Genomic DNA, 25,147 nt, shown 5'->3' on the forward strand with positions numbered 1-25,147 from the left:
TGCAGTATCATCAGGGTTATTTATAAAAAAACAACTCCAAAGATAGAGTTATCTTTTGGTATTAGATAAACAAACTAGCGGTTAGGATCAGATAGAGCAAGAAGGTGATCAGAAACCCAGCGCGCCAGAAGTATTTGATAAATTTAGGATAATAAAAACACTTTTTCTTTTTTAAGAAATAAATCGTTAGCCCCAAGGCCAAAAGCGAAAGGCTCAAGGCTAATAGTGGTAAGAGGCTGTGGTAAAAGGCGCTGTCTGAGATCAGGTAGTACTCCAAGGCAAATAAAGGAAAGGCAATATCGGTAGATCGCCATCCTCTTTTTTGGAGTTTAAAGAGGTGAATAATGATGCCGCTCAGAATCAGCGTTAAAAAAATAAATAATACAGAAGCAACTTTGATTAACATAGCTTCATTCTATCATAAAACGAAAAAAAAGTTTACTATATTTTAATTTTTTCTTGCAAAAAAAGAGAAATCGTGTATAATAGAAAGGTATGCACAAAGCATACTTGTGGGAGGTAAAAATCTGTAATTACCGCCAAAACCACAAAGGAGGATTTAAGAAATGGCTAAAAAAGTCGAAAAACTTGTAAAATTGCAAATCCCTGCTGGTAAAGCTACTCCAGCTCCACCGGTTGGTCCAGCGCTTGGTCAAGCAGGTATCAACATCATGGGATTCACTAAAGAGTTTAACGCTCGTACAGCTGATCAAGCTGGTATGATCATCCCAGTTGTTATCACTGTTTATGAAGACAAATCATTCGATTTCGTTACAAAAACACCACCAGCTGCTGTTCTTTTGAAAAAAGCTGCAGGTGTTGAAAAAGGTTCAGGTACACCGAACAAAACGAAAGTTGCAACTGTAACTCGTGCACAAGTACAACAAATCGCTGAAACTAAGATGCCAGATTTGAACGCTGCAAACATTGAGTCTGCAATGCGTATGATCGAAGGTACTGCTCGTTCTATGGGATTCACTGTTACTGACTAATTGTAACAATCCTATTTGCCCGCAATACACTTGATCAAATGACGAGTGACGTGGGAGATGAAAATCGATATGACCACATTACAAGGAGAAAGATAAAATGGCTAAAAAAAGCAAACAACTTCGTGCTGCTCTTGAAAAAATCGACAGCACAAAAGTCTACAGCGTAGAAGAAGCTGTAGCTCTTGCAAAAGAAACTAACTTTGCAAAATTTGACGCAACTGTAGAAGTTGCTTACAACTTGAACATCGACGTGAAAAAAGCTGACCAACAAATCCGTGGTGCAATGGTATTGCCAAACGGAACTGGTAAAACAGCTCGCGTACTTGTATTTGCACGTGGTGCAAAAGCTGAAGAAGCAAAAGCTGCTGGTGCAGACTTCGTAGGTGAAGATGACCTTGTTGCGAAAATCAACGATGGTTGGTTGGACTTCGACGTTGTTATCGCTACACCTGACATGATGGCTCTTGTTGGACGTCTTGGACGTGTCCTTGGACCACGTAACTTGATGCCAAACCCTAAAACTGGTACAGTAACAATGGATGTTGCGAAAGCAGTTGAAGAGTCTAAAGGTGGTAAAATCACTTACCGTGCTGATAAAGCAGGTATCGTTCAAGCGATCATCGGTAAAGTTTCATTCGATGATACTAAATTGGTTGAAAACTTTAAAGCTTTCAACGACACAATCCAAAAAGCAAAACCAGCTACAGCTAAAGGTACTTACGTAACTAGCTTGACTTTGACTACAACTCAAGGTCCTGGTATCAAAGTGGATGTTAACTCACTTTAATTGAAATGAAAAGCTGCCTTCGGGTAGCTTTTTTTGTACTCCATTTTTATTTGCTACAGTTGGTAAAACTAATCGGATGGAAAAAAGAAAATTTTGATGGATATGACTATATAAAAAACGTAATTTATGGTAAAATAATACAGATCAAAAAAGGAGAGAGAAAATGGTAGAACCTAAGTATAAACGTATCTTAATCAAGCTATCTGGTGAGGCTCTTGCTGGCGAACGTGGTGTCGGAATCGATATCAAAACTGTCCAAAATATGGCCCAAGAAATCAAGGAAGTTCATGAACTTGGAATTGAAATTGCCTTGGTGATTGGAGGGGGAAACCTTTGGCGTGGAGAACCTGCTGCTGAAGCAGGGATGGATCGTGTTCAAGCAGACTACACAGGTATGCTTGGTACTGTCATGAACGCCCTTGTGATGGCTGATTCGCTTCAACAAGTTGGCGTGGATACCCGTGTTCAAACTGCGATTGCCATGCAACAAGTTGCAGAACCATATATCCGTGGTCGTGCCCTTCGTCACCTTGAAAAAGATCGGATCGTGATCTTTGGTGCAGGGATCGGTTCTCCTTACTTCTCAACAGATACGACCGCAGCCCTTCGTGCAGCTGAGATTGAAGCAGATGCCATTCTCATGGCCAAAAATGGGGTCGATGGTGTTTACAATGCCGATCCGAAAAAAGATGCTTCAGCTGTGAAATTTGAGGAATTGACTCACCGTGATGTGATCAACAAAGGTCTTCGCATCATGGACTCAACAGCCTCTACTCTCTCCATGGACAACGACATTGACTTGGTTGTCTTTAATATGAATGAACCAGGCAATATCAAACGCGTTGTCTTTGGTGAAAATATCGGTACAACCGTATCAAATAACGTAGAAAAATAATAGAAAATAGAGGAAGATTATGGCAAACCCAATCGTAGAAAAAGCAAAAGAAAGAATGACTCAGTCTCACCAAAGTTTGGGACGTGAATTTGGTACCATCCGTGCTGGACGTGCAAACGCAAGTCTTTTGGATCGTATTTTCGTAGAATACTACGGAGTAGAGACACCATTGAACCAATTGGCATCTATCACCATTCCAGAAGCGCGTGTCTTGTTGATCACTCCATTTGATAAATCATCTTTGAAAGACATCGAGCACAGCATCAATGCTTTTGACCTTGGCATCACTCCAGCCAACGATGGATCTGTTATCCGCTTGGTTATCCCAGCTTTGACAGAAGAAACTCGTCGTGACTTAGCAAAAGAAGTGAAAAAAGTGGGTGAAAATGCTAAAGTAGCGATCCGTAACATTCGTCGTGATGCTATGGATGAAGCGAAGAAACAAGAAAAAGCAAAAGAAATCACAGAAGATGAATTGAAAGGTCTTGAAAAAGAGATTCAAAAAGTTACGGATGACGCTGTTAAGCATGTAGATGAAATGACAGCTCACAAAGAAAAAGAATTGATGGAAGTTTAATCCATCCCAACCATTACAGGAAAGATAGACTCAGTTGGCACTGCTGGCTGGGTTTTATTTCCATTATTCTTGTGAAGAGGCAAGAGGAAAGAAGGAAACATGAATACGAATCTAGCAAGCTACATCATGGGAATGGTCATTGATGAAAATGATCACTTCTATTTTGTTCAAAAAGATGGCCAAACCTACGCGCTTGATAAAGCAGAAGGCCCACACCAAGTCGGAGAAAGTGTCAAGGGCTTTGCCTATACAGATATGAAGCAAAAACTACGACTCACGACACTTGAAGTCACTGCAACTCAAGAAAGCTTTGGCTGGGGAACGGTCACGGAAGTGCGCAAGGATTTGGGAGTCTTCGTGGATACAGGGCTTCCAGATAAGCAGATTGTTGTCTCACTAGATATCCTACCGGAGATCAAAGATCTATGGCCTAAAAAGGGCGATCGTCTCTATATTCGTTTAGAAGTCGATAAGAAAGATCGGATTTGGGGGATCTTAGCCTACCAGGAAGATTTCCAGCGTTTGGCTCGTCCAGCCTACAACAATATGCAAAACCAAAACTGGCCAGCCATTGTCTACCGCTTGAAATTGTCTGGGACCTTTGTTTACCTTCCAGAGAATAATATGCTGGGCTTTATCCACCCAAGTGAGCGCTATGCAGAACCTCGTTTGGGAGAGGTCTTAAATGCTCGCGTTATTGGTTTTCGTGAGGTGGACCGGACCTTGAACCTATCTTTGAAGCCACGCTCCTTTGAGATGTTGGAAAACGATGCCCAAATGATTTTGACCTATTTGGAAGCCAATGGTGGCTTTATGACCTTGAATGATAAATCATCTCCAGAAGAGATCAAGGCAACTTTTGGGATTTCAAAAGGCCAGTTCAAAAAGGCCTTGGGTGGCTTGATGAAGGCCAAAAAAATCAAGCAGGACCAGTTTGGAACAGAGTTAATCTAAGAGGAGGCTTATGCGAAAATCGTTTTATACTTGGCTGATGACGGAGCGCAATCCTAAAAGCAATGCTCCTAAAGCCATTCTAGCAGATCTTGCTTTTCACGAGTCTGCTTTTCCCAAGCATACAGATGACTTCGACGAGGTCAGTCGCTATCTAGAAGAGCATGCGAGCTTTTCCTTTAATCTAGGAGAATTTGATGCGATCTGGGAAGAATACTTAGGTCATTAGTAACAGGAGATAGTGGTGAGCCGGGGATGGTCAATTCTCGGTCACTTTGTTATAATAGAGAAAACTTACAGAAATAGAGAGGTTCTTTATTTGAAAGAACATTCAATTGATATTCAATTAAGTCATCCAGATGATCTCTTCCATCTATTTGGATCCAATGAACGTCATTTGCGTTTGATGGAGCAAGAGTTGGATGTGATCATCCATGCTCGAACAGAAATTGTTCAGGTTATTGGGCAAGAAGAAGATTGTGAGAAAGCTAGACAAGTCATTGAGGCTTTGCTGATCTTGGTGAATCGTGGCATGACCATCGGGACACCAGATGTGGTGACCGCCATTCAAATGGTCCGTAATGATGAGTTGGATAAGTTTGTCGCCTTGTATGAAGAAGAAATCATCAAGGATAGCTACGGCAAGCCCATTCGGGTCAAAACGCTGGGGCAAAAGATTTATGTCGATAGTGTCAAGCACCATGATGTGACCTTCGGGATTGGACCAGCCGGGACAGGGAAAACCTTCTTAGCGGTGACCTTGGCCGTCACCGCCCTCAAGCGTGGTCAGGTCAAGCGGATCATTTTGACCCGTCCTGCTGTAGAAGCTGGAGAGAGCCTTGGTTTCCTTCCGGGTGACCTCAAGGAAAAAGTAGACCCTTATCTACGACCGGTCTATGATGCTCTTTACCAGATTTTAGGGAAAGACCAAACCACTCGGATGATGGAGCGGGAGATTATCGAGATTGCGCCTTTGGCTTATATGCGGGGGCGGACCTTGGACGATGCCTTTGTCATTCTCGATGAAGCGCAAAATACAACTATCATGCAGATGAAGATGTTCTTGACCCGTCTGGGGTTTAACTCCAAGATGATTGTCAATGGAGATACTAGCCAGATTGACCTCCCTCGAAATGTCAAATCCGGCTTGATTGATGCCCAGGAGAAATTGAATAATATTTCTCAGATCGACTTTGTGCATTTCTCTGCCAAGGATGTTGTTCGCCATCCGGTAGTTGCTGAAATTATCCGGGCCTACGAGCCCATCCCGAATCCAGTCCTCAAAGAAAAACTGGATGTGGAAGAAGAAGCAGAATAAAAAAGGGAGTGGGAAAGAACTCAGACTAATTAAAAAGAGTTCGTTTTCCCACCCCCGCACAGTTGATTAGGTCGTCTTTGGAGCTTTAAAAGCGAACAAAGATGCCAATCAACCACTGCGTCATGTAGTTATTACTATCATACAACGAAGGCTGGACACTTTTTGCCCAGTCTTTTAAATATTAGAAATTAAACCAATTCGTCGATTGGTGTGAAGTCACGCTCTAAACCGGTAGCAACGGGTTGGCTAGTGATGTGACCTTGGTAAGTGGTGACCCCTTGGCGCAGGCCTTCGTCGAGGGCAATGGCCTTGTGGAAGCCATTGTCAGCTAGGGATTCGACATAAGGAAGGGTCACATTGGTAAGGGCGATAGTAGAGGTACGAGCGACAGCCCCTGGAATATTTGCAACGGCATAGTGGAGCACGCCATGTTTTTCGTAAACTGGTTCCGTATGCGTTGTGACACGGTCTGCTGTTTCAATAACCCCACCTTGGTCAACGGCCACATCGACGATGACTGAACCGGGACGCATTTGTTTGACCATATCGTCTGTTACTAATTTAGGAGCTTTCGCACCAGGAATCAAGACAGCCCCGATGACAACATCAGCATCACGGACGCTGGCTTCAATGTTAAATGGGTTGGACATAAGGGTTTGGATTTGGTGACCAAAGACATCTTCCAGAACAGCCAAACGTTTAGCACTGATATCTAAGATGGTCACTTGGGCACCGAGTCCAAGGGCGATACGAGCTGCGTGGGTTCCAACGACCCCGCCTCCGATGATGGTAACTTTTCCTTTGGGAACACCTGGCACCCCACCTAGGAGGACTCCTGATCCACCTTCTTGTTTGGTCAGGAAGTGAGCACCGATTTGCACGGCCATCCGTCCAGCCACCTCACTCATTGGCACCAAGAGTGGCAATTGTCCATCTAAGTCTCGAACGGTTTCGTAGGCTACACCAGTTGTCTTGGCTGCAACCATGGCATCTGCTAATTCAGGAGCAGCAGCCATGTGCAAGTATGTGAAGAGCAAGAGGTCTTCGCGAAGGAAGCCATATTCTTCAGCGAGGGGTTCTTTGACTTTGACCACCATCTCAGCGGCCCAAGCTTCTGCAGCAGTCGCAACGATGGTTGCCCCTTGCTTCGTGTAATCTTCATCCGCAAAGCCAGAACCAAGTCCGGCATTTGTTTCCACCAAAACGTGATGACCTTTCTTCACCAAGCTTTGTACGCCTGCAGGTGTCAAACCGACCCGATTTTCGTTGTTTTTAATTTCTTTAGGAATTCCAATGAGCATTCTTGCCTCCTTGCTCAGATTTAGGTGTAAAAAGGCCATTGGTGTGAGATGGCTCTCTTGACTCAATGACCTTTTCACTCCTTATCTGATTGTTTTGATTGATTTAATTGTATAGAAAAGTGGGTTAAAAAGCAAGAAAAATTTGAGCTTGCCTTCCTTTATGTTATTTGCTAAACTAATCCCTAAAGAAGGAGAGTCAAATGGAAAATTTATATGTGAAGTTAGCGGCTTATCGAGAAATAGAGACTGAGCGCTTGCACTTGCGTCCGGTCACTCTTGAAGACGCACCGGCTATGTTTGAGTATGCTTCTGATGAGACAGTTACGCGCTATACCTTTGCAACCAATCAAAGTCTAGAAGAGACGCGTAATAATATTGCCCTCTTATACCTAGCGAGCCCACTTGGAAGATGGGGGATCGAGCTCAAAGAGAATGGAAAATTTATCGGGACGATTGATTTACTGGATTTGGATCTTTGTCTGAAGAAGGGGAGTATCGGCTATGTTCTGAATAAAGACTATTGGAACCAAGGTCTTGCGACAGAGGCTACCAAGGCAGTCATTGCCTTGGCTTTTGAACAGTTAGGGATGAACAAGCTCATTGCTGTTCATGATCAGGACAACCCAGCTTCTGGACGGGTGATGGCCAAATCAGGGATGAAATATTCTCACGAGGAGCCCTACGCGATGCTAGACTTGCATGAAGAAGGGAGAATGGTGACGAGAGTTCATTATGTCCTCACTAAAGAAGAATATTTGGCAGAAAAAATGAGTCAGGATATTGACAAAAGACCTATCTCCATGATATAGTAGATAGGTACTGCTGGTTTAGCTCAGTCGGTAGAGCGCATCCATGGTAAGGATGAGGTCGCCGGTTCAATCCCGGCAACTAGCATAGCAGAAGAGGGAAGCTTAGAGAGGGTCTAGGCTTCTTTTTTTGCGAGTCCATCTTTAAAAGTCCGGTTTTTTCAACAATTTTCAAAAAAACGTTGACAAGCAAGGAAATCCGTGGTAAAGTTAGAACAACAAAGAGAAAGGAGAAAACCATCATGAACAAAGTAGATGTTTTGATGACACAATTTAATACACAGCTTCTCCAATCTCAGTTGAGTTCGATGTAAACTATAAATGGAACCCAAGATGGAGGAGTTTGTCTTGGGTTTTTTGTATGCATTTTTACCTGCCTTAACTGAATTGGTGATAGGCATCAGAAGGCCCAAGTGTGGACTGAGCACGTACTCAGCTCCTTGCTTGGGTTTTTCTGTGCCATTTTGAAAAGGAGAATATATGATCAGAGCTATTTGGGAGTATATCAGGGAACGCAAGTGGCGATATGTGAAGATCGCTATGGTCCTGATTCTTTATGATTACACCTTATTGATCCCGACGCAAGTTATCCAGCGTTTAGTGGATCATTTGAGTCAGCAGACGCTGACGCAATCGAACTTTGTATGGGATATGGTCCTCTTGGTAGGATCAGCCATCCTCAATTACCTGACGGCTTTTTATTGGCAGTTGCGCCTCTTTCAGTCGTCAGTCCATTTCAAGGCGACCCTTCAGGGACAAGCGTTTCGTAAGCTAGTAGCTATGCGGCGTCCCTTTTTTGAGAAATTCCGTTCAGGAGATCTCTTGACGCGCTTTACGACAGATGTGGATGGGATGGCCGATATGGCTGGTTACGGGATGATGGTGCTCCTGTTTGGCGGTGGCTTGTTTGCCTTTATTATTCCGACCATGTTTTTCATTTCTTGGCAATTAACCTTGATTTCCTTTATTCCCATGATCTTCCTCGTCGTCTCTACCTATTTTTTGAGTAGAAAGCAGGAGGAGTATGTTGAGCAAAACCGGGAAGCAGTCGCTCAGTTGAACGATGAGGTCTTGGAGTCGATCGAAGGGATCCGGGTCATGCGGGCCTATAGTAGACGGGACCAGCAGGTCAAACAGTTTCAGAAAAAAACAGCCAGTCTATCCAAAACAGGGGACAAAATTGCCTCTATCCAGTATTCTTTTGGACCTTTAGCCCTGTTGTTTATTGGATTCTCGACGGTCTTGCTCCTGCTATTTGGAGGCCAGTCCCTGGCAAGCGGGCAGTTGAGCCTTGGTAAATTATTGGCTTTACAGCTGTATTTGGTCTTTTTAATTGAGCCTATGTGGATGATGGCGGACCTGATCTTGGTCTACCAGACAGGGCAAATCTCCTATAAAAAATTAAAAGAAGTGATTGATGAAACGGATGATCTGGAGCCAGATGGTTCTCACTACCTAGAACAGATTGATTTGGTGCAGTTTAAGGACTATTCTTTCAGCTATCCTGGTGCTGAGCGAAAGAGCCTGTCAGGCATTGATTGGACCATTCAGAAAGGACAGACGGTTGGAATTGTTGGTCGTACCGGTGCAGGAAAGACTACCCTGGTTCGACAATTCTTGCGGCAGTACCCAGTTGGTGAGGGAGAATTCTTGATCAACCAGCAACCGATCGTGGACTACAACCGACACTCCATTGAAGATAAAATTGGCTATGTTTCCCAAAAACATATTTTATTTTCCAAGTCTATCCGTGAGAATATAGCGCTTGGTAAAAAAGGAGCCAGCCAAGAAGACTTGGTAGAAGCAATAGCCCAGGCTGCTTTTGCGGATGATCTCGAGCGGATGTCTCATGGAATGGACACCTTGATCGGTGAGAAAGGGGTCTCTGTATCAGGAGGTCAAAAACAGCGGATTTCTCTGGCACGTGCCTTCTTAAGAGATGCAGAGCTCTTGCTGTTAGATGATTCCCTTTCTGCAGTGGATGCGAAGACTGAACAGGCCATTATTGACACGATTCAAAAGGAACGAAAAGACAAGACGACCATCATTGTTTCCCATCGCTTGTCTGCAGTTCATCAGGCGGATTGGATCATCGTCTTGGATCAAGGGCAGATTGTAGAAGAAGGCAGGGCTAGTGATTTATTAGCTCAAGAGGGCTGGTATTATGAACAATACCAACGGCAGCAAAAACAGGAAGGAGAATAAGATGAAAGTATTGAAACGATTATTATCGAGGATCACGCTTTATCCAACTGTCTTTCTTGCTGGCTTTATTTGCCTCTTACTAGCCACCATTTTTTCTGAATTGTCACCCTTTCTTCTCCAAAAGATGATCGATGGGCCTTTGACCGCACTGACCCACGGTGGCGGACAAGGGGACTTGATTCAGATGGGAGGATTCTATCTCTTGGTCTTGAGCCTGGGGCAGCTGATTAGCTACATGGGCAATCGGATCTTACTGCATGGAAGTAATCAAGTAACCGCTAGTCTGAGAGACCAAGCCTTTCAAGTCATGCAAGGACTGCCTATTTCTTATTTTGATGATAAGCCGGCTGGGAAGATCGCGACAAGAATTGTCAATGATACGGAGACCTTGCGGACCCAGTTTTATAACTCTTGTATGATTTTAGTCATCTACTTGGTGCGTTTCCTCTTTATCCTAGGGATTCTCTTTTACCTAAGTCCTATGATGGGCCTTCTCTTGTGTTTGGTCTTTCCAATTTTCTATGGGATTCAGTATCTCTACAAGGTCATGACGGACCAGCCGATGAAGGATTTCTTTGATGCGCGAAGCGAGGTCAATACCCAGGTCAATGAACTCTTGCATGGTGCCAGTATGATTCAGCTCTATCATCAAGAGCCTGGTGTGGTAGAGGAGTTTGAAGCCACTACTCAGAAGATGTTAGGAGCCAATGATCGAATCCTCCTGGCCGATTCTATCGCTTCTTGGACCTTGACGGAATTGCTCAAGTTTTTAGTGATTGCAGGCATTTTGACTATCGCTGGGATTTCTTTCCTACAGGGTAATATCGGTGTGACGGCTGGTTTCCTATTTATCAATATTAACTATGTGATTAATCTATTTGATCTCATGGCCAATCTTAGTCGTCAATTCCCAAATATTCGGCGATCCTTAGAAACGGGGAGCCGCGTCCTTGCTTTCTTAGACCAACCTTTGGAGGCCGATGGTGCATCGGAACTGAAGATAGAAAAAGCTCAAGTCGTGTTTGACGACGTTCAATTTGCCTATGATGAAGGCAAGCCAGTTCTGCGGGATATTGCCTTTCAGGCAAGTCCAGGTCAAACCATCGCTCTGGTGGGCCATACTGGATCGGGTAAGTCTTCGATTATGAACCTGCTCTATCGTTTTTATGATCCTCAAGAAGGAGCGATTTTGATCGATGGTCAAGATATTCGCCAAGTCTCTCGGGAGAGCCTACGAAGCCATATGGGGATTGTTCTGCAGGATCCTTATCTATTTACGGGGACCATTGCTAGTAATGTGGCCATGAGTCAGGATCACATTGATCGGGAGGCAGTCCAAGATGCCTTGAAAAAAGTCGGGGCTTGGCCCTTTGTAGAGCGCCTTGAAAAGGGAATCGACCATCCAGTCGTAGATAAAGGATCCGCCTTTTCAAGTGGCGAACGCCAATTGATTTCCTTTGCGCGGACGCTCTATATGAATCCGCAAATTCTGATTTTGGATGAGGCAACTTCTCACATTGATACGGAAACAGAAGAAATCATCCAGAAGGCTATGGCAGTCCTGCAAAAGGGCCGGACCACCTTTATCATTGCCCATCGCTTGTCCACTATTCAAGATGCGGATCAGATCTTAGTCTTATCTGAAGGACGCATTGTGGAACGTGGTAGACACGAGGAACTAGTCGCACAAGGCGGGATCTATGCCCAGATGAATGCTATCCAGCAAACAGTGGTGTAAGATTGTCCTGCAAAGAATAAGATTGAAAACCAGCCTGTATCTAGTATATAGGCTGGTTTTATGCTATAATGAAGTGATAATAGTGAGGTGATCCAGATGTATATTGAAATGGTAGATGAGACTGGTCAAGTCTCTGACGAAATCTTAAAACAAACGCAAGAAATTTTAGAATTTGCTGCTCAAAAAATTGGGAAAGAAGACAAGGAAATGGCTGTGACTTTTGTAACCAATGAACGCAGTCATGAACTAAATCTTGAATACCGTGATACGGATCGTCCGACGGATGTCATCAGTTTAGAATACAAGCCAGAGATGGAGATTTCTTTTGACGAGGAAGACCTTACAGAAAATCCAGAATTGGCAGAGATGATGGCTGAGTTCGATACCTATATTGGTGAGCTCTTTATTTCAATTGATAAGGCGCGTGAGCAAGCTGAAGAATATGGCCACAGCTTTGAGCGCGAAATGGGATTTTTAGCAGTGCATGGTTTTCTTCACATCAATGGCTATGATCACTATACGCCGGAAGAAGAAAAGGAAATGTTTGGCTTACAGGAAGAGATTTTGACAGCCTATGGACTCACAAGACAATAAGCGAAAATGGAAAAATCGGGACTTCACTTCAAGCCTGGAGTTTGCGATAACAGGAATTTTCACTGCGATCAAAGAAGAGCGCAATATGCGCAAGCATGCCTTATCAGCCCTCGTAGCAATTCTTGCTGGTTTGGTATTTAGGATTTCTGCGACAGAATGGCTCTTTTTATTGCTCAGCATCACCTTGGTGATTGCTTTTGAGATTATGAATTCAGCCATTGAAAATGTGGTGGATTTAGCTAGTAACTACCATTTCTCCATGTTGGCAAAGAATGCCAAAGACATGGCGGCTGGAGCAGTCCTTGTCGTATCAGGTTTTGCCCTACTAACAGGACTGGTGATTTTTGTGCCCAAATTCTGGGCCTTGGTATTTGGATAAGAGGGAGTATGCCCTCGTGAAAGGATAATATGACATTTAAATCAGGCTTTGTAGCCATTTTAGGACGTCCCAATGTTGGGAAGTCAACGTTTTTGAACCACGTCATGGGGCAAAAGATTGCCATCATGAGTGACAAGGCGCAGACAACGCGCAATAAGATTATGGGGATTTATACGACGGATAAGGAACAGATCGTCTTTATCGATACCCCAGGGATTCACAAACCCAAGACAGCGCTTGGAGACTTCATGGTGGAGTCGGCCTATAGCACCCTTCGAGAAGTGGATACCGTTCTCTTTATGGTGCCAGCAGATGAGCCACGTGGGAAGGGCGATGACATGATCATCGAGCGCCTCAAGGCTGCTAAGGTGCCGGTTATTCTGGTGGTCAACAAGATCGACAAGGTGCACCCTGACCAACTCTTGGCGCAAATCGATGACTTCCGTAGTCAGATGGATTTCAAGGAAATCGTGCCGATTTCAGCCCTTCAAGGAAACAATGTTTCGCGTTTGATTGATATTTTAAGTGAAAACTTAGAAGAAGGTTTCCAATATTTCCCTGCCGACCAAATCACTGACCACCCAGAGCGCTTCTTGGTCTCTGAAATGATACGAGAAAAGGTCTTGCACTTGACGCGGGAAGAAATTCCTCACTCTGTTGCTGTAGTGGTGGATTCCATGAAGCGGGATGAAGAAACCGATAAGGTTCATATCCGTGCAACCATCATGGTCGAGCGCGATAGCCAAAAAGGCATTGTCATCGGAAAAGGCGGGGCTATGCTTAAGAAGATCGGAACCCTCGCGCGTAAGGATATCGAACTCATGCTAGGGGACAAGGTCTTCTTAGAAACATGGGTTAAGGTCAAGAAAAATTGGCGGGATAAGAAATTGGATCTTGCCGATTTCGGCTACAACGAAAAAGAATATTAAGAAGAGGTGGGCAGAAGCCTGCTTCTTGTTTTTAGAGAAGGAGAAGCTATGCCTGAATTACCAGAAGTAGAGACCGTTCGACGCGGTCTTGAGAAATTAATTCTTGGAAAAACCATCCAGTCCGTGGAAGTAAAGTATCCTAAGATGATTCAGACGGATCTGGATGCTTTTTGTCAAGATCTTCCAGGTCAAGAAATTCGGGTCATGGGGCGCCGTGGGAAATACCTTTTATTTTATCTGACGGATCTGGTCCTCATCTCGCATTTGCGGATGGAAGGCAAGTATTTCTTTTATCCAGACGAGGTTCCTCTTCGCAAGCATGCCCATGTCTTCTTTCATTTTACAGATGGTAGCACCCTAGTCTATGAAGATGTCCGCAAGTTTGGGACCATGGAAGTCCTCATACCTGAGCTTGTCGACAGCTATTTTTTGGCGAAAAAAATTGGTCCAGAGCCGACGGAAGCGGATTTTAAAGAGCCAGCCTTCCAAGTAGCTCTTAAAAAATCAAAGAAACCCATTAAATCAGCTCTTTTAGACCAAAAATTAGTGGCTGGTCTGGGCAATATCTATGTGGATGAGGTCCTTTATCGAGCCAAGGTTCATCCAGCCCGTTTGGGTCAAAGCTTGACTGCTAGAGAAGCCAAAGCAATCCGCAATGAAACGATTGCTGTGCTTGCTCAGGCTGTTGAAAAGGGTGGCTCCACCATTCGTTCCTACAGCAATGCTTTTGGAGAAGACGGCACCATGCAGGAAGAACACCAGGTCTATGGGAAAACAGGGCAGCCGTGTTTGCGCTGCGGGACACCAATCGAGAAAATCCAGCTGGGGGGACGCGGAACCCATTTTTGCCCTCACTGCCAAAAGGAGAACTAGATGGCAAGAATCATCGGATTAACAGGAGGGATTGCTTCAGGAAAGTCCACTGTCACCTCCTATTTGAAAGAAAAAGGCTATCCGGTTATTGATGCTGATCGAGTGGTCCATGACTTGCAAGCACCAGGAGGAGCCCTCTACCGTGTCCTAGTAGATCATTTTGGTAGAGAGATCCTTACCAAAGAAGGAGAGTTGGATCGCGTCGCTTTGGGTCAGCGGATCTTTTCAGACCCTAGTGAACGAGACTGGTCCAATCGCGTCCAAGGCAGGCTTATTCGTGAGGCTCTAGCAGAGGTAAGAGATAGACAAGCTGCACAATCCGATCTCTTTTTTATGGATATTCCACTCTTAATTGAACAAGGCTATGAAGAGTGGTTTGAATCTGTCTGGTTGGTAGCTGTATCAAAAGAAACCCAGCTCAAACGCCTGATGGAACGCAACCACTTATCAGAACTGCAGGCCCAAGAACGCATCGCGTCTCAAATGCCGCTAGATGAAAAAAGAGTCCATGCAGATCTGGTCTTAGACAATAATGGCGATCTAACGGCCCTCTATGCCCAATTAGATGCAGCCCTAAAACAATTAGAAAGAAGATGATTTTATCACAAGAGAAATCAATTGGCGTAAAAATCTATATATTGCCTGGATCGGGTGCTTTTTCATCGGAGCTAGCCTTTCTTTAGTTGTCCCTTTTATGGCCCTCTTTGTGGAAGAGTTGGGTGTTACGGGTAAGGCTGTTCCCCTTTATGCTGGGATTGCCGTCGCAAGTTCTTCTGTAACCTCTGCGATCATGTCTCCCATCTGGGGGAGCCTGGCCGACCGCTATGGTCGAAAACCCATGATGCTTAGAGCTTCTATTGCCATGACGCTGACCATGGGAGGCATTGCCTTTGTTCCATCCGTCTTTTGGCTCTTGGTCCTGCGTTTGCTCAATGGGGTCTTTTCAGGCTTTGTTCCCAATAGTACAGCCCTGATTGCCAGTCAAGTTCCCAAGGACCAATCTGGCTATGCCCTAGGGACTTTGTCGACTGGTGTCGTAGCTGGAACCTTGATGGGCCCTTTGATTGGGGGACTCATTGCTGAAAATCTGGGAATGCGCAATGTCTTTCTCTTGGTCGGCTTCTTCTTATTTTTGGTTTCCCTCTTAACCTTCTGGGGTATCGAGGAAGACTATGAGCCCCTTCCAAAAGAAGAACAAAAATCCAGCTGGGAGTTGCTCATGTCTATTCAGCAAAAAGATATCCTCTTGGGCCTCTTTTTGACCAGCATGACCATTCAAATGATCGCCCAATCTATTTCTCCAATCCTGCCTCTTTATGTGCGGGCTTTGGGACAAAGAGACAACTTGATCTTTGTATCGGGGATGATTGTTTCAGCCATGGGAGTCTCCAGTATGCTCTTTTCAGGTTGGATGGGAAAACTCGGAGACCGAATTGGGAATCACAGGCTCTTATTAATCGCCCTTCTTTATAGTGGCTGTCTCTATATCCTTTGTGCCCAAGCGCAATCACCCCTTCAGTTAGGGATTTTACGCTTCCTCTTTGGGATCGGGACAGGGGCCCTACTACCAGGAGTTTCTGCATTATTGAATCGTTTAACCCCTCCTGAAGGGATTTCTCGGATCTTTAGCTACAACCAGCTCTTTTATTATTTAGGTGGCGTGTTAGGGCCAATGATGGGATCGAGTATTTTCATGCATTTTGGCTATCATTGGGTATTTTACGGTACAGCCCTTTTGGCCTTTACCGATTTGATGTTCCTCTTATTCTTATTTAGAAAGTATTTGAAAGTGAGAGACGTACGTGCGAATTAAAGTTCAATTGACCTGCACCAGCTGTGGGAGTCAGAATTATTTGACCAGTAAAAATACCAAAACCCATCCTGAAAAGATCGAGGTCTTGAAGTATTGTCCCAAGGAAAGAAAAGTAACCTTACATATTGAATCAAAATGATTTTCATGGTATAATAGTGAGGATTTTAAGGAGTTTTGAATATGAGCGGAGCATTAACAACTATTTTACTAGTATTATCAGTATTGATTATTATCGCAATTTTTATGCAACCAACAAAAAACCAATCGAGCAACGTCTTTGACGCAAGTTCAAATGACTTGTTTGAACGTTCAAAAGCGCGCGGGTTTGAAGCCGTGATGCAGCGTTTAACAGCTATTATGATCTTCTTTTGGTTATTGATCGCGATGATCTTAATGGTACTTTCTAGTAGATAAGATAGGCTCAGACAATGTCTTTGCCTATTTTTATTTTGTAAAACAAAGACACAAGTAGATAGAAAAAAGGAGGCTGGATAACCAGCAAATAAATCAATGAAAACAAGTATTAAAGAATATTTACAAGAGCATGACAAAGCCCAGATCAATGATCTGGCAGCAGCTCTAGGAAAGGAAGGGTCTAAGGATTTCCGTGACTTGGTCAAAACCATCTCTCTGATGGAACGCCGTCATGAGTTGAAATTCGAAGATGATGGCTCTCTTCGTTTGGCTCAAAAGAAGGCCCCAGCTATTACCCTCAAGGGGATCTTTCATGCGCATAAGAATGGCTTTGGCTTTGTCAGTTTAGAAGGCGAAGAAGAAGACCTCTTTGTTGGCCGAAATGATGTCAACCACGCTATCGATGGTGACACCGTTGAGATCGTCATTACCAAGGTAGCAGACCGAAACAAGGGAACGGCAGCAGAAGCTAAGATTATTGATGTCTTGGAGCATAGCATCAAAACGGTAGTTGGACAAATCGTTCTGGATGAGGAAAAGCCTAAATATGCCGGCTACATTCGTTCGAAAAATCAAAAGATCAGCCAGCTGATCTATGTGAAGAAGCCAGCCATCCAATTGGAAGGGACCGAAATCCTCAAGGTCGAAATCGATCAATACCCAAGCCGCAAGCACAATTATTTTGTGGCGACTGTGCGGGATGTGGTCGGTCATGTAACAGATCCAGGAATCGATGTCTTGGAAGTGTTAGAATCCATGGACATTGTCTCAGAATTTCCAGAAGAAGTGCTGAAAGAGGCTGAGAATGTTCCAGATGCACCGTCTAAAAAGGATTTAGAGGGACGCTTGGATCTGCGAGAGGAGATCACCTTTACCATTGATGGGGCAGATGCCAAAGACTTGGACGATGCGGTCCATATCAAGCTACTCAAGAACGGCAACTTTGAGCTGGGTGTTCACATCGCAGATGTTTCTTATTACGTTAAGGAAGGTTCAGCACTCGACAAGGAAGCTCTGAATCGGGCAACCTCTGTCTATGTGACCGACCGAGTAGTACCCATGTTACCAGAGCGTCTCTCCAATGGGATCTGTTCTTTAAATCCGAATGTGGATCGCCTGACCCAGTCTGCCATCATGGAGATTGATCCTCATGGCAAGGTTGTCAAGCATACCATTACCCAAACAGTGATCAATACAACCTTCCGTATGACCTATAGCGACGTCAATGATATCTTAGCGGGCGACGAAGAAAAGGCTCAAACCTTTAAGAAAATTGTCCCAAGTATTCATCAAATGGCCACCTTGCATGGCATTCTAGAAAGCATGCGGATTCGCCGCGGAGCCCTCAATTTTGATACCAATGAGGCTAAAATCCTGGTCAATAAAGAAGGGAAACCGGTCGATATTGTCCTTCGCCAAAGAGGAATTGCCGAGCGCATGATTGAGTCCTTTATGTTGATTGCCAATGAAACAGTGGCGGAGCACTTTACGCGACTGAAACTACCGTTCATCTACCGAATCCATGAAGATCCAAAGGCAGAAAAAGTACAGAAGTTTATCGATTATGCTTCTAGTTTTGGAATCCAAATCTACGGAACGGCTAGTGAGATGTGTCAAGAAGCCCTACAAGAAATTATGCGCAAGGTCGAAGGGGAACCCTATGCAGATGTCCTTTCGATGATGTTGTTGCGCTCGATGCAACAGGCTCGTTACTCAGAGCACAACCATGGCCACTATGGGCTTGCTGCTGAGTATTATACCCACTTTACCAGTCCCATCCGTCGGTATCCGGACCTGATGGTTCATCGAATGGTGCGCGAATATGGAAAATCCCAAGAAGTAGCTGAACACTTTGAACAAGTCCTTCCGGACATTGCCAGCCAATCCTCTAGTCGGGAACGTCGAGCTATTGATGCGGAGCGCGAAGTAGAAGCCATGAAGAAGGCAGAATACATGGAAGACTATGTTGGGGAAGAGTACGATGCCGTGGTTTCCAGTGTGGTAAAATTTGGCCTCTTTGTGGAGTTGCCAAATACGGTTGAAGGCTTGATCCATATTACCAATCTCCCTGAATTCTACCATTTTAACGAACGAGATCTAACCCTTCGCGGGGAAAAATCCGGAGTGACCTTCCGTGTCGGTCAGCAAATCCGAATCAAGGTAGAAAGAGCCGACAAGATGACCGGAGAGATTGATTTCTCTTATATTCCAAGTGAATGGGATGTCGTCGAAAAAGGCCTCAAGTCTAAAGGACGTGACCGAGATGGCAACCGCAGGGATCGCAGACGCAAGGACAAAAAAGTTTCTAAGGGATCAACCGCTAGAAAAGATGACAAGCGGAAAGATTCTTCCTCTAAAACCAAAAAGAAAAAAGGGAAGAAACCATTTTACAAGGAAGTAGCAAAGAAAGGAGCCAAACATGGCAAAGGGCGAAGGAAAGGTAGTCGCGCAAAATAAAAAGGCGAGACATGACTACACCATCGTGGATACGATTGAAGCAGGGATGGTGCTGACGGGGACAGAGATCAAAAGTGTCCGTGCAGCACGCATTAACTTGAAAGATGGCTTTGCACAAGTAAAAAATGGCGAAGTTTGGCTTAGCAATGTCCACATTGCTCCTTACGAAGAAGGCAATATCTGGAACCAAGATCCAGACCGTCGTCGCAAGCTCCTGCTTCATAAAAAGCAAATCCAAAAGCTGGACCAAGACACCAAAGGGACCGGAATGACCTTGGTGCCTTTGAAGGTCTATCTCAAGGACGGCTATGCCAAATTACTTTTGGGGCTCGCTAAAGGGAAACATGATTATGATAAGCGTGAATCCATCAAGCGTCGGGAACAAAACCGGGATATCGCACGGGTCATGAAACAATACAATACACGTTAAAGAAAAAGGCAGTTTTGAACTTTGTTTCAGAACTGTCTTTTTCATGGTTTCTACTTGTAATCGCTTGCAAAATAATTGCTTATATTATATACTAAAATTAAGGTGTTGGTATAGTTGTTTTTCTTAGGCTTGAAAGTTTTTCTAGCCTCTTTTGTAGTCAATAAGGAGAAAGACTATGAAGAAAATCCTATTCAAACTACTGTTTGGCCTCATGCTGATCGCTCTCTTCCCTGTGCAGGTCGCACAAGCCTGTTCGGCCTTCATTGTAGGGAAGGACTTAACCACGGATGGCTCTATGCTGTACGGTCGTACAGAGGACTATCCCTATGCACCAGATGGTGGACGCCACAATCAAAACTTTGTTGTAGTTCCAGCAAAGGACTACAAGGAAGGGGATAAGATCGAAGATGAGTCCAATGGCTTTACCTATCCTCATTTGAGCCATGAAATGAAGTACACAGCGACCTATGATGCTGCGCGTGGTGATGGAAGTAACGGGAATTTCGGAGCTCATGGTTTTAATGAAGTGGGCGTGTCAATGACAGCGACAGTATCAGCGACTCCTCATGACAAGATTTTGAAAGCCGACCCTTTGGTCAAGGATGGCCTACCAGAAGCTTCCATGATCGACTTGGTCTTGCCTCGTGCAAAAACTGCTCGAGAAGGAATCGAAATTGTTGCCAAGACCTTGGATGAAAAAGGTTCTGCCGAAGGGAACATTATCGTTGTAGCAGATAAAAATGAGCTCTGGTACATGGAAATCCTCTCAGGTCATCAATATGTGGCCATTAAATTCCCACAAGACCGCTATGCGATTTTTGCCAATACCTACTATCTGGGACATGTGGATCTCAAGGACAAGGACAATGTCATTGCTTCAAAAGATGTAGAAGCAGTAGCTAAGAAAGCCGACCATTACAAGACGGATAAGGATGGCAAGTTCCATATTGCGGACTCTTATGGTCCGGATGAATACACGGAACGCAACCGCTCACGGACCTATGCAGGGATTACCCTGATGGATCCAAAAGCGGATGTCAAATATGATGATCAACACTTTGATCTGCTTCGTAAACCAACGGATCCTTCTAAAAAGTATAGTCTAGAAGATGTCTTTGCAGAACAACGGAACCGTTTTGAACACCTCAAACAATTTACAGCAGATGACTTGGCCGAACCAGGTAAAAAAGTCGATACCAAAAAATACAAGTATGCTTTAGGAAATGAAAACGTCATTGATGCCCATGTCTATCAAATCAAGAAAGACTTGCCAAGTCCATTTGGTGGAATTGTTTGGTTGGGTCTTGCCCAAAGTCGGAATACCCCATATGTCCCATTCTATGGCTTGGTCAATGACACCTACGGTGCCTTTAAAGTCCGCTCTGCTAAGTACGATCCAACTTCATGGTATTGGGCTGTTTGGCATATCGACCAAATGGTCATGAAATATCCAGATCTCTTTGGCACCAGTATCCAAGATAAGTGGAAAGAAATGGAGGCTGGCTGGATCAAGGAACAAGCTGCTTTGGATCAAAAATACAGTGGCCTCACAGATGATCAAGCCAAAGCCCTTCAAGGTGAAGTCACCAAGGAATCCATGGATCGGGCAGATATGATCTTCAAACAAATCAAGGCTACTGAAAAGGAAATGGAAGATAAGATCCGTGAAGAAAAGGGCTTGGAAGCAGACTTTGTCTATGATGGCTATAATAAAGCGAACTTAATGGCTGCTGCTGAAAAAGATCCTTCAGATAAGAAGCCAGAAACTTGTCAGGAAGCTCTTGGAGATACCCCTAAAAAGGCTAGCCAAACCCAAGATTCAAGTGTGGTCTTCTCAGTCCTTCTTGGAGTATTGGCTGTTTGTGGATTTAGTTTAGCTGGATTCTTTTATAAAAAATCAAAAAATAAAGAGGATGAATAGATCCTAACAAGGAGGTTTCGCTAGAAAGCGGAGCCTCTTTTTCCAACTTGTAAAAAGGGTCTTTTTTCTGTATGATAAGGGTACTGAAAGAAAAAGGAGAAGCAGTATGACACAAAAATTGATCGCTTACAAACGCATGCCTATCTGGACCAAGGATACCATGCCAGAAGCTCTTCAAAGAAAGCACAATACCAAGGTGGGAACCTGGGGGAAGATTACAGTTTTAAAAGGTCAGTTACGATTTATTGAATTGACCGAAGAGGGGGAAGAAATCGCGAGCCACCTCTTTGAAACAGGAGCAGAGAACCCCATGGCCGAGCCCCAGGCCTGGCATCGTGTCGAAGCGGCGACTGACGATGTGGAGTGGTACCTAGAATTTTACTGTGAGCCAAAAGACTATTTCCCCAAAAAATACAATACCAATCCTGTCCATTCAGAAGTGCTAGAAGCAGTGGGAATTGTCCCCGCTGGAAAGGCATTGGATCTAGGATGCGGGCAAGGACGCAACGCCCTCTTTTTGGCCCAACATGGCTTTGACGTGACAGCTGTGGATCAAAATGAACTGGCTCTTGATATCTTACAAAGTATTGTCGCTGAGGAAGATCTAGATATGCCAGTGGGACTCTATGATATCAATGCTGCAGCTCTTACCCAAAACTATGATTTCATCGTATCGACAGTGGTCCTCATGTTTTTAGAGGCTGATCGGATTCCAGCGATTATCCGCAATATGCAAGAGCATACCAATCCAGGTGGCTACAATCTCATTGTCTGTGCCATGGATACGGAAGATTATCCCTGCCAGATGCCCTTCTCGTTCACCTTTAAAGAAGGAGAATTGGCGGAGTATTACAAGGATTGGGAGTTGGTCAAGTACAATGAAAATCCAGGCCATCTCCATCGTCGAGATGAAAATGGCCATCGGATTCAACTTCGATTTGCAACCATGTTGGCAAAGAAAAAATAAAGAAAAAGCAGGATGTTAAGATCCTGCCTTCAGATTGAAGACAAAGTCATATAAAAAACTTTCCTTAGGTGAGTACGGACGTCAGCGAACTTCTTCGAAGTTCCAAGACTTAGTTTTGAGCCTAGGGTCTCAAAACTCCCGAGTGCCTGAAATGTTATTGTTTCAGGCACTTTTCTCACAGCGGAAAGTTTCGGTATTTTCTTGAATCGATTTAAAAATTGGAACTCATTTTTATTTTTTTTTGCAAAATCGCTTAACTTATTTTACTTTAAAGTAATTTGTCTACATTCTAAAAGTAGGATGTTAGGATCCTGCCTTTTTGCTTTCTACAAACAAGTTGGACAAGGTGATCTGAATGTTGTTTATTTGCCAAAAAGAAAAACCTTCTCCATAAAGGAAGGAAAAGGTTGGGGAATTTAGTTCCAGTTAGCAAAGTCGCAGACGCTAAGAATGATCGTCCCGATTTCGATTGGCTCTTCCTTGGCACCAGATTCTAACCAGGTCACAATCACAGATTCGATTGTAGCGATGAAAATTTCTAGCCCATACTTGTATGGAACTTGAAAGTCTGAAATGATGTGTTCTTTCGCATGGGGAGTATCGTCTAATGCATGGAGGGTAAAACTTCTTATTAGTTTACGGAAGTCTGAGCAGCAGGATTGGGACAATGCATAAATAAAATCATAATTCTCTTTAATAGCAGTCAAGACATTGAGAAAGTTTACCTTGACAGGGCTTCCTTCAACGAAGAGGCTATCCAATTCTTGCATCATGTCCATTTTCATTTGCTCAAACATATCGTATTTATCGACATAGTGCAAGTAGAAGGTCCCGCGGTTAATCCCAGCGGTTTCAGTTAATTGTCGAATAGTGATGCTTTCAAAAGGTTGTTGCAAGAGGAGTTTTGAGAGCGCATTTCGTAAGTCTGACTTGGTTGTTGTTTGTCTTTGGCGTACCATATGTTCCTTTCTGTAGTTGTATCAATCTGTTTATATTTATTTGACGTTAAAATAATTTATATGTTAAATAATTTTACGGCACTAACAAATAGCATTATACTCCAAAAGAATAAATTAGACAACAATTCTAATTTTTGTACAGATAACGGAAAGTGTACAAAAATTTTACAAGTTTATGAATGACGGGCACTGACAAGATTTTGTGAAAATCTCACAATAATTAGTGATTTAAAATAATTCCCTCCTAAAAAAATGGTCAGGAAATTTTTAGGAAATGGAGGAGCAAGATGGAAAAGGGAGTGTAATAAACCAAAAGAGGCTGGGACAAAAGTCCTAGTCTCTCAATTATTTTTGGATTGTCGAGCAAGATGCAGTGGTTGAGTGGGCTCTACTACGCTGATTTCATCAGCTTTTACAGCCCTACTCAACTGTGCGGAGGTGGGACGACGAAATCGAATTCTAACGAATTACCGATTTCTGTCCCACTCTCTCTTTATTTGATAAAAGTTGTCACGATCAAATTGAAATTTAAGATGGTTAAGACAATCGCAACGAGATAGCCTAAGAACGTATTCCATTTCGCATTGACATGTTCTCCCATGATTTCCTTGTTGGAGGTGAAATAAACCAGAGGGAAGATGGAGAAAGGAAGGGCCACTGATAGGAAGACTTGAGAATATACCAGAAGGTCATCGAGGACATGTTCTTGGTCACCGAATAAAATTGCGACAATGATAACGGGAAGGAGGGCAATGATCCGAGTCATGAGACGCACCACCCATTGTGGTAGTCTAAATCGCAAGAAACCTTCCATAACGATTTGACCGGTTAGGGTCCCAGTAATGGTTGAATTTTGACCACTAGCTAACAAAGCGATGGCAAAGAGAGTGGACAAGAAAGGACTTGCGATGGCACCAGCAATATGGTTATCTTTGAGGGCATTGTACATGCTAGAGAAAGCACCAATCTTATCTCCGTGCCCGAAGAAGAGGGCCGCTCCAAGAATCAAGAGGAGGGAGTTGACGACAAAAGCCAAACTCAATTCAATATTTGAATCCCAGGTCATAAAGCGCACTGCCCGTTTGATATCTGCTGGATCCTTATAATCAACTTTTCGCGTTTGCGAAATGGAAGAGTGGAGGTAGAGGTTGTGGGGCATCACCGTTGCTCCGATGATTCCAAGTGCCAAGGTCAGGGCTTCATTTCCTTTTGGAAGCCCAATTCCCAGCACCTCTTTTTGAGGGAGGAAGCCAGCGAAGATTCCCCCGATATCTGGCTTCGAAAGAAAGACGAGATAACCAAAAATCGCAAGGATTGTGAGGATCAGGGTTGATACGATGGCCTCGATCTTTCGGAATCCTAGATGCATAAGGCCCAATAAGAGGAAAACATCAAAGATGGTGATCAGAATGGAAAAGAGCAAAGGCCAACCAAAGAGGAGGTGGAGGGCAATCCCTGAGCCGATGACTTCCGCTAAATCTGTCGCCATCAAGGCAAGTTCGATCACAATCCAAAGGGTATAGCGAAGCCATTTTGGCAAGTGATGGGCGGTTGTTTGGGCCAGGTCCTTACGATGGACAATCCCTAATTTCCCAGCCATTTGTTGCAACTGCATGGCGATTAAAGAGGAGAGAAGAACCACTGATAAGAGGAGGTAGCGGTATTGTGCCCCTCCGACCACACTGGTAATCCAGTTTCCCGGGTCCATATAGCCGACAGCTACCAGACTTCCTGGTCCTGAAAAGAGTAGAAGAGTCTTCCAAAAGGGGATGCCTTTTGGCACGTCAATAGACTGGTTGATTTCTTGAAGAGATTTCCTTTCAAACTGTTGTAAACTCATG

26 protein-coding genes and 1 tRNA gene are annotated in these 25,147 nt (G+C 44.0%); 23 read left to right on the forward strand and 4 right to left on the reverse strand.

All coding sequences use genetic code 11. The features are described from left to right. Positions 1-61: 61 nt before the first annotated feature. On the reverse strand, positions 62-406 hold the full coding sequence (locus RDV49_RS04905; protein WP_003008236.1) for a DUF3397 family protein: 345 nt from the start codon (positions 404-406) through the stop codon (positions 62-64). 160 nt (positions 407-566) lie between these two features. Between RDV49_RS04905 and rplK the strand changes: the two genes are divergently transcribed. From rplK to RDV49_RS04940, 7 genes are all read left to right on the forward strand, one after another. After that, entirely contained in the window at positions 567-992 is a 426-nt protein-coding gene (gene rplK / locus RDV49_RS04910) for a 50S ribosomal protein L11 (RefSeq protein ID WP_003005369.1), read from the forward strand. A gap of 97 nt (positions 993-1,089) precedes the next feature. Continuing rightward, positions 1,090-1,779 (forward strand): 50S ribosomal protein L1, encoded by a 690-nt coding sequence (gene rplA, locus RDV49_RS04915; protein WP_003005355.1) that lies wholly within the window; start codon positions 1,090-1,092, stop codon positions 1,777-1,779. Positions 1,780-1,942: 163 nt separating this feature from the next. Then, positions 1,943-2,674 carry a UMP kinase gene (gene pyrH, locus RDV49_RS04920; protein ID WP_003005706.1) on the forward strand — a complete coding sequence of 244 codons (732 nt, stop codon included), beginning with the start codon at positions 1,943-1,945 and terminating at the stop codon, positions 2,672-2,674. A 19-nt stretch (positions 2,675-2,693) separates the two neighbouring features. Further along, the gene (gene frr / locus RDV49_RS04925) at positions 2,694-3,251 is read left to right on the forward strand and encodes a ribosome recycling factor (RefSeq protein WP_003008229.1); all 558 of its coding nucleotides are present in this window, start codon (positions 2,694-2,696) and stop codon (positions 3,249-3,251) included. Positions 3,252-3,350: 99 nt separating this feature from the next. Next, positions 3,351-4,205: an RNA-binding virulence regulatory protein CvfB gene (gene cvfB, locus RDV49_RS04930; RefSeq protein WP_003005366.1), complete on the forward strand. Its 855-nt coding sequence runs from the start codon at positions 3,351-3,353 to the stop codon at positions 4,203-4,205. A 10-nt stretch (positions 4,206-4,215) separates the two neighbouring features. Then, a complete protein-coding gene (locus tag RDV49_RS04935) occupies positions 4,216-4,431 on the forward strand; it encodes a YozE family protein (RefSeq protein ID WP_003008226.1) in 216 nt (71 codons plus the stop codon). A gap of 90 nt (positions 4,432-4,521) precedes the next feature. Next, positions 4,522-5,520 carry a PhoH family protein gene (locus RDV49_RS04940; protein WP_037608014.1) on the forward strand — a complete coding sequence of 333 codons (999 nt, stop codon included), beginning with the start codon at positions 4,522-4,524 and terminating at the stop codon, positions 5,518-5,520. Positions 5,521-5,708: 188 nt separating this feature from the next. Here the strand turns inward: RDV49_RS04940 and ald are convergent, their stop codons facing one another. Then, on the reverse strand, positions 5,709-6,821 hold the full coding sequence (ald, locus tag RDV49_RS04945; RefSeq protein ID WP_037608011.1) for an alanine dehydrogenase: 1,113 nt from the start codon (positions 6,819-6,821) through the stop codon (positions 5,709-5,711). Between the two features lie 200 nt (positions 6,822-7,021). On the opposite strand from ald, the gene RDV49_RS04950 reads away from it, so the two are divergent. From RDV49_RS04950 to tehB, 16 genes are all read left to right on the forward strand, one after another. Further along, the gene (locus RDV49_RS04950; protein ID WP_003008216.1) at positions 7,022-7,630 is read left to right on the forward strand and encodes a GNAT family N-acetyltransferase; all 609 of its coding nucleotides are present in this window, start codon (positions 7,022-7,024) and stop codon (positions 7,628-7,630) included. Between the two features lie 12 nt (positions 7,631-7,642). Further along, positions 7,643-7,715: transfer RNA gene (locus RDV49_RS04955), tRNA-Thr, on the forward strand. 392 nt (positions 7,716-8,107) lie between these two features. Next, the gene (tetA(46), locus tag RDV49_RS04960; protein WP_003008209.1) at positions 8,108-9,832 is read left to right on the forward strand and encodes a tetracycline efflux ABC transporter Tet(46) subunit A; all 1,725 of its coding nucleotides are present in this window, start codon (positions 8,108-8,110) and stop codon (positions 9,830-9,832) included. Position 9,833: 1 nt separating this feature from the next. Continuing rightward, positions 9,834-11,570 (forward strand): tetracycline efflux ABC transporter Tet(46) subunit B, encoded by a 1,737-nt coding sequence (tetB(46), locus tag RDV49_RS04965; protein WP_037608008.1) that lies wholly within the window; start codon positions 9,834-9,836, stop codon positions 11,568-11,570. Positions 11,571-11,666: 96 nt separating this feature from the next. Beyond that, positions 11,667-12,164, forward strand: coding sequence for an rRNA maturation RNase YbeY (gene ybeY, locus RDV49_RS04970; RefSeq protein WP_003008205.1), 498 nt, complete (start codon positions 11,667-11,669; stop codon positions 12,162-12,164). Then, positions 12,145-12,543: a diacylglycerol kinase family protein gene (locus tag RDV49_RS04975; RefSeq protein WP_003008202.1), complete on the forward strand. Its 399-nt coding sequence runs from the start codon at positions 12,145-12,147 to the stop codon at positions 12,541-12,543. The genes ybeY and RDV49_RS04975 overlap by 20 nt, the downstream gene beginning before the upstream one ends. A 29-nt stretch (positions 12,544-12,572) precedes the next feature. Further along, on the forward strand, positions 12,573-13,472 hold the full coding sequence (era, locus tag RDV49_RS04980; RefSeq protein WP_003004993.1) for a GTPase Era: 900 nt from the start codon (positions 12,573-12,575) through the stop codon (positions 13,470-13,472). 48 nt (positions 13,473-13,520) lie between these two features. Continuing rightward, entirely contained in the window at positions 13,521-14,345 is an 825-nt protein-coding gene (mutM, locus tag RDV49_RS04985; protein WP_037608005.1) for a DNA-formamidopyrimidine glycosylase, read from the forward strand. After that, positions 14,346-14,942 carry a dephospho-CoA kinase gene (gene coaE, locus RDV49_RS04990; RefSeq protein ID WP_003008195.1) on the forward strand — a complete coding sequence of 199 codons (597 nt, stop codon included), beginning with the start codon at positions 14,346-14,348 and terminating at the stop codon, positions 14,940-14,942. 16 nt (positions 14,943-14,958) lie between these two features. After that, positions 14,959-16,158, forward strand: coding sequence for a multidrug efflux MFS transporter (locus RDV49_RS04995; protein ID WP_277612641.1), 1,200 nt, complete (start codon positions 14,959-14,961; stop codon positions 16,156-16,158). Next, complete coding sequence (gene rpmG, locus RDV49_RS05000; protein WP_003005699.1) at positions 16,148-16,297, forward strand: 50S ribosomal protein L33; 150 nt, start codon at positions 16,148-16,150, stop codon at positions 16,295-16,297. The genes RDV49_RS04995 and rpmG overlap by 11 nt, the downstream gene beginning before the upstream one ends. A gap of 41 nt (positions 16,298-16,338) precedes the next feature. Then, complete coding sequence (secG, locus tag RDV49_RS05005) at positions 16,339-16,572, forward strand: preprotein translocase subunit SecG (RefSeq protein WP_003008189.1); 234 nt, start codon at positions 16,339-16,341, stop codon at positions 16,570-16,572. Positions 16,573-16,668: 96 nt separating this feature from the next. Then, entirely contained in the window at positions 16,669-19,029 is a 2,361-nt protein-coding gene (rnr, locus tag RDV49_RS05010; protein WP_003008187.1) for a ribonuclease R, read from the forward strand. Further along, positions 18,992-19,459, forward strand: a complete 468-nt coding sequence (gene smpB, locus RDV49_RS05015) for an SsrA-binding protein SmpB (protein WP_003005443.1) — start codon at positions 18,992-18,994, stop codon at positions 19,457-19,459. Before rnr ends, smpB begins: the two co-directional genes overlap by 38 nt. A 175-nt stretch (positions 19,460-19,634) precedes the next feature. Next, on the forward strand, positions 19,635-21,380 hold the full coding sequence (locus RDV49_RS05020) for a C69 family dipeptidase (RefSeq protein ID WP_003008184.1): 1,746 nt from the start codon (positions 19,635-19,637) through the stop codon (positions 21,378-21,380). Between the two features lie 106 nt (positions 21,381-21,486). Beyond that, a complete protein-coding gene (gene tehB / locus RDV49_RS05025) occupies positions 21,487-22,347 on the forward strand; it encodes an SAM-dependent methyltransferase TehB (protein ID WP_003008182.1) in 861 nt (286 codons plus the stop codon). 416 nt (positions 22,348-22,763) lie between these two features. Here tehB and RDV49_RS05030 read toward each other — a convergent pair whose 3' ends face one another. Next, a complete protein-coding gene (locus RDV49_RS05030) occupies positions 22,764-23,306 on the reverse strand; it encodes a TetR/AcrR family transcriptional regulator (protein WP_003008179.1) in 543 nt (180 codons plus the stop codon). Between the two features lie 493 nt (positions 23,307-23,799). Then, on the reverse strand, positions 23,800-25,146 hold the full coding sequence (locus tag RDV49_RS05035; protein ID WP_037608002.1) for an Nramp family divalent metal transporter: 1,347 nt from the start codon (positions 25,144-25,146) through the stop codon (positions 23,800-23,802). Between the last annotated feature and the right edge of the window lies 1 nt (position 25,147).

This window comes from Streptococcus parasanguinis (assembly GCF_031582885.1).
Taxonomy (GTDB): domain Bacteria; phylum Bacillota; class Bacilli; order Lactobacillales; family Streptococcaceae; genus Streptococcus; species Streptococcus parasanguinis_M.

Excerpts from the sequence above, each read along its gene's own strand:
- RDV49_RS04905 (WP_003008236.1), bottom strand. The coding sequence starts at position 406 with ATGTTAATCAAAGTTGCTTCTGTATTATTTATTTTTTTAACGCTGATT.
- rplK (WP_003005369.1), top strand. The coding sequence starts at position 567 with ATGGCTAAAAAAGTCGAAAAACTTGTAAAATTGCAAATCCCTGCTGGT.
- rplA (WP_003005355.1), top strand. The coding sequence starts at position 1,090 with ATGGCTAAAAAAAGCAAACAACTTCGTGCTGCTCTTGAAAAAATCGAC.
- pyrH (WP_003005706.1), top strand. The coding sequence starts at position 1,943 with ATGGTAGAACCTAAGTATAAACGTATCTTAATCAAGCTATCTGGTGAG.
- frr (WP_003008229.1), top strand. The coding sequence starts at position 2,694 with ATGGCAAACCCAATCGTAGAAAAAGCAAAAGAAAGAATGACTCAGTCT.
- cvfB (WP_003005366.1), top strand. The coding sequence starts at position 3,351 with ATGAATACGAATCTAGCAAGCTACATCATGGGAATGGTCATTGATGAA.
- RDV49_RS04935 (WP_003008226.1), top strand. The coding sequence starts at position 4,216 with ATGCGAAAATCGTTTTATACTTGGCTGATGACGGAGCGCAATCCTAAA.
- ald (WP_037608011.1), bottom strand. The coding sequence starts at position 6,821 with ATGCTCATTGGAATTCCTAAAGAAATTAAAAACAACGAAAATCGGGTC.
- RDV49_RS04950 (WP_003008216.1), top strand. The coding sequence starts at position 7,022 with ATGGAAAATTTATATGTGAAGTTAGCGGCTTATCGAGAAATAGAGACT.
- ybeY (WP_003008205.1), top strand. The coding sequence starts at position 11,667 with ATGTATATTGAAATGGTAGATGAGACTGGTCAAGTCTCTGACGAAATC.
- RDV49_RS04975 (WP_003008202.1), top strand. The coding sequence starts at position 12,145 with ATGGACTCACAAGACAATAAGCGAAAATGGAAAAATCGGGACTTCACT.
- era (WP_003004993.1), top strand. The coding sequence starts at position 12,573 with ATGACATTTAAATCAGGCTTTGTAGCCATTTTAGGACGTCCCAATGTT.
- mutM (WP_037608005.1), top strand. The coding sequence starts at position 13,521 with ATGCCTGAATTACCAGAAGTAGAGACCGTTCGACGCGGTCTTGAGAAA.
- coaE (WP_003008195.1), top strand. The coding sequence starts at position 14,346 with ATGGCAAGAATCATCGGATTAACAGGAGGGATTGCTTCAGGAAAGTCC.
- secG (WP_003008189.1), top strand. The coding sequence starts at position 16,339 with ATGAGCGGAGCATTAACAACTATTTTACTAGTATTATCAGTATTGATT.
- rnr (WP_003008187.1), top strand. The coding sequence starts at position 16,669 with ATGAAAACAAGTATTAAAGAATATTTACAAGAGCATGACAAAGCCCAG.
- smpB (WP_003005443.1), top strand. The coding sequence starts at position 18,992 with ATGGCAAAGGGCGAAGGAAAGGTAGTCGCGCAAAATAAAAAGGCGAGA.
- RDV49_RS05020 (WP_003008184.1), top strand. The coding sequence starts at position 19,635 with ATGAAGAAAATCCTATTCAAACTACTGTTTGGCCTCATGCTGATCGCT.
- tehB (WP_003008182.1), top strand. The coding sequence starts at position 21,487 with ATGACACAAAAATTGATCGCTTACAAACGCATGCCTATCTGGACCAAG.
- RDV49_RS05030 (WP_003008179.1), bottom strand. The coding sequence starts at position 23,306 with ATGGTACGCCAAAGACAAACAACAACCAAGTCAGACTTACGAAATGCG.
- RDV49_RS05035 (WP_037608002.1), bottom strand. The coding sequence starts at position 25,146 with ATGAGTTTACAACAGTTTGAAAGGAAATCTCTTCAAGAAATCAACCAG.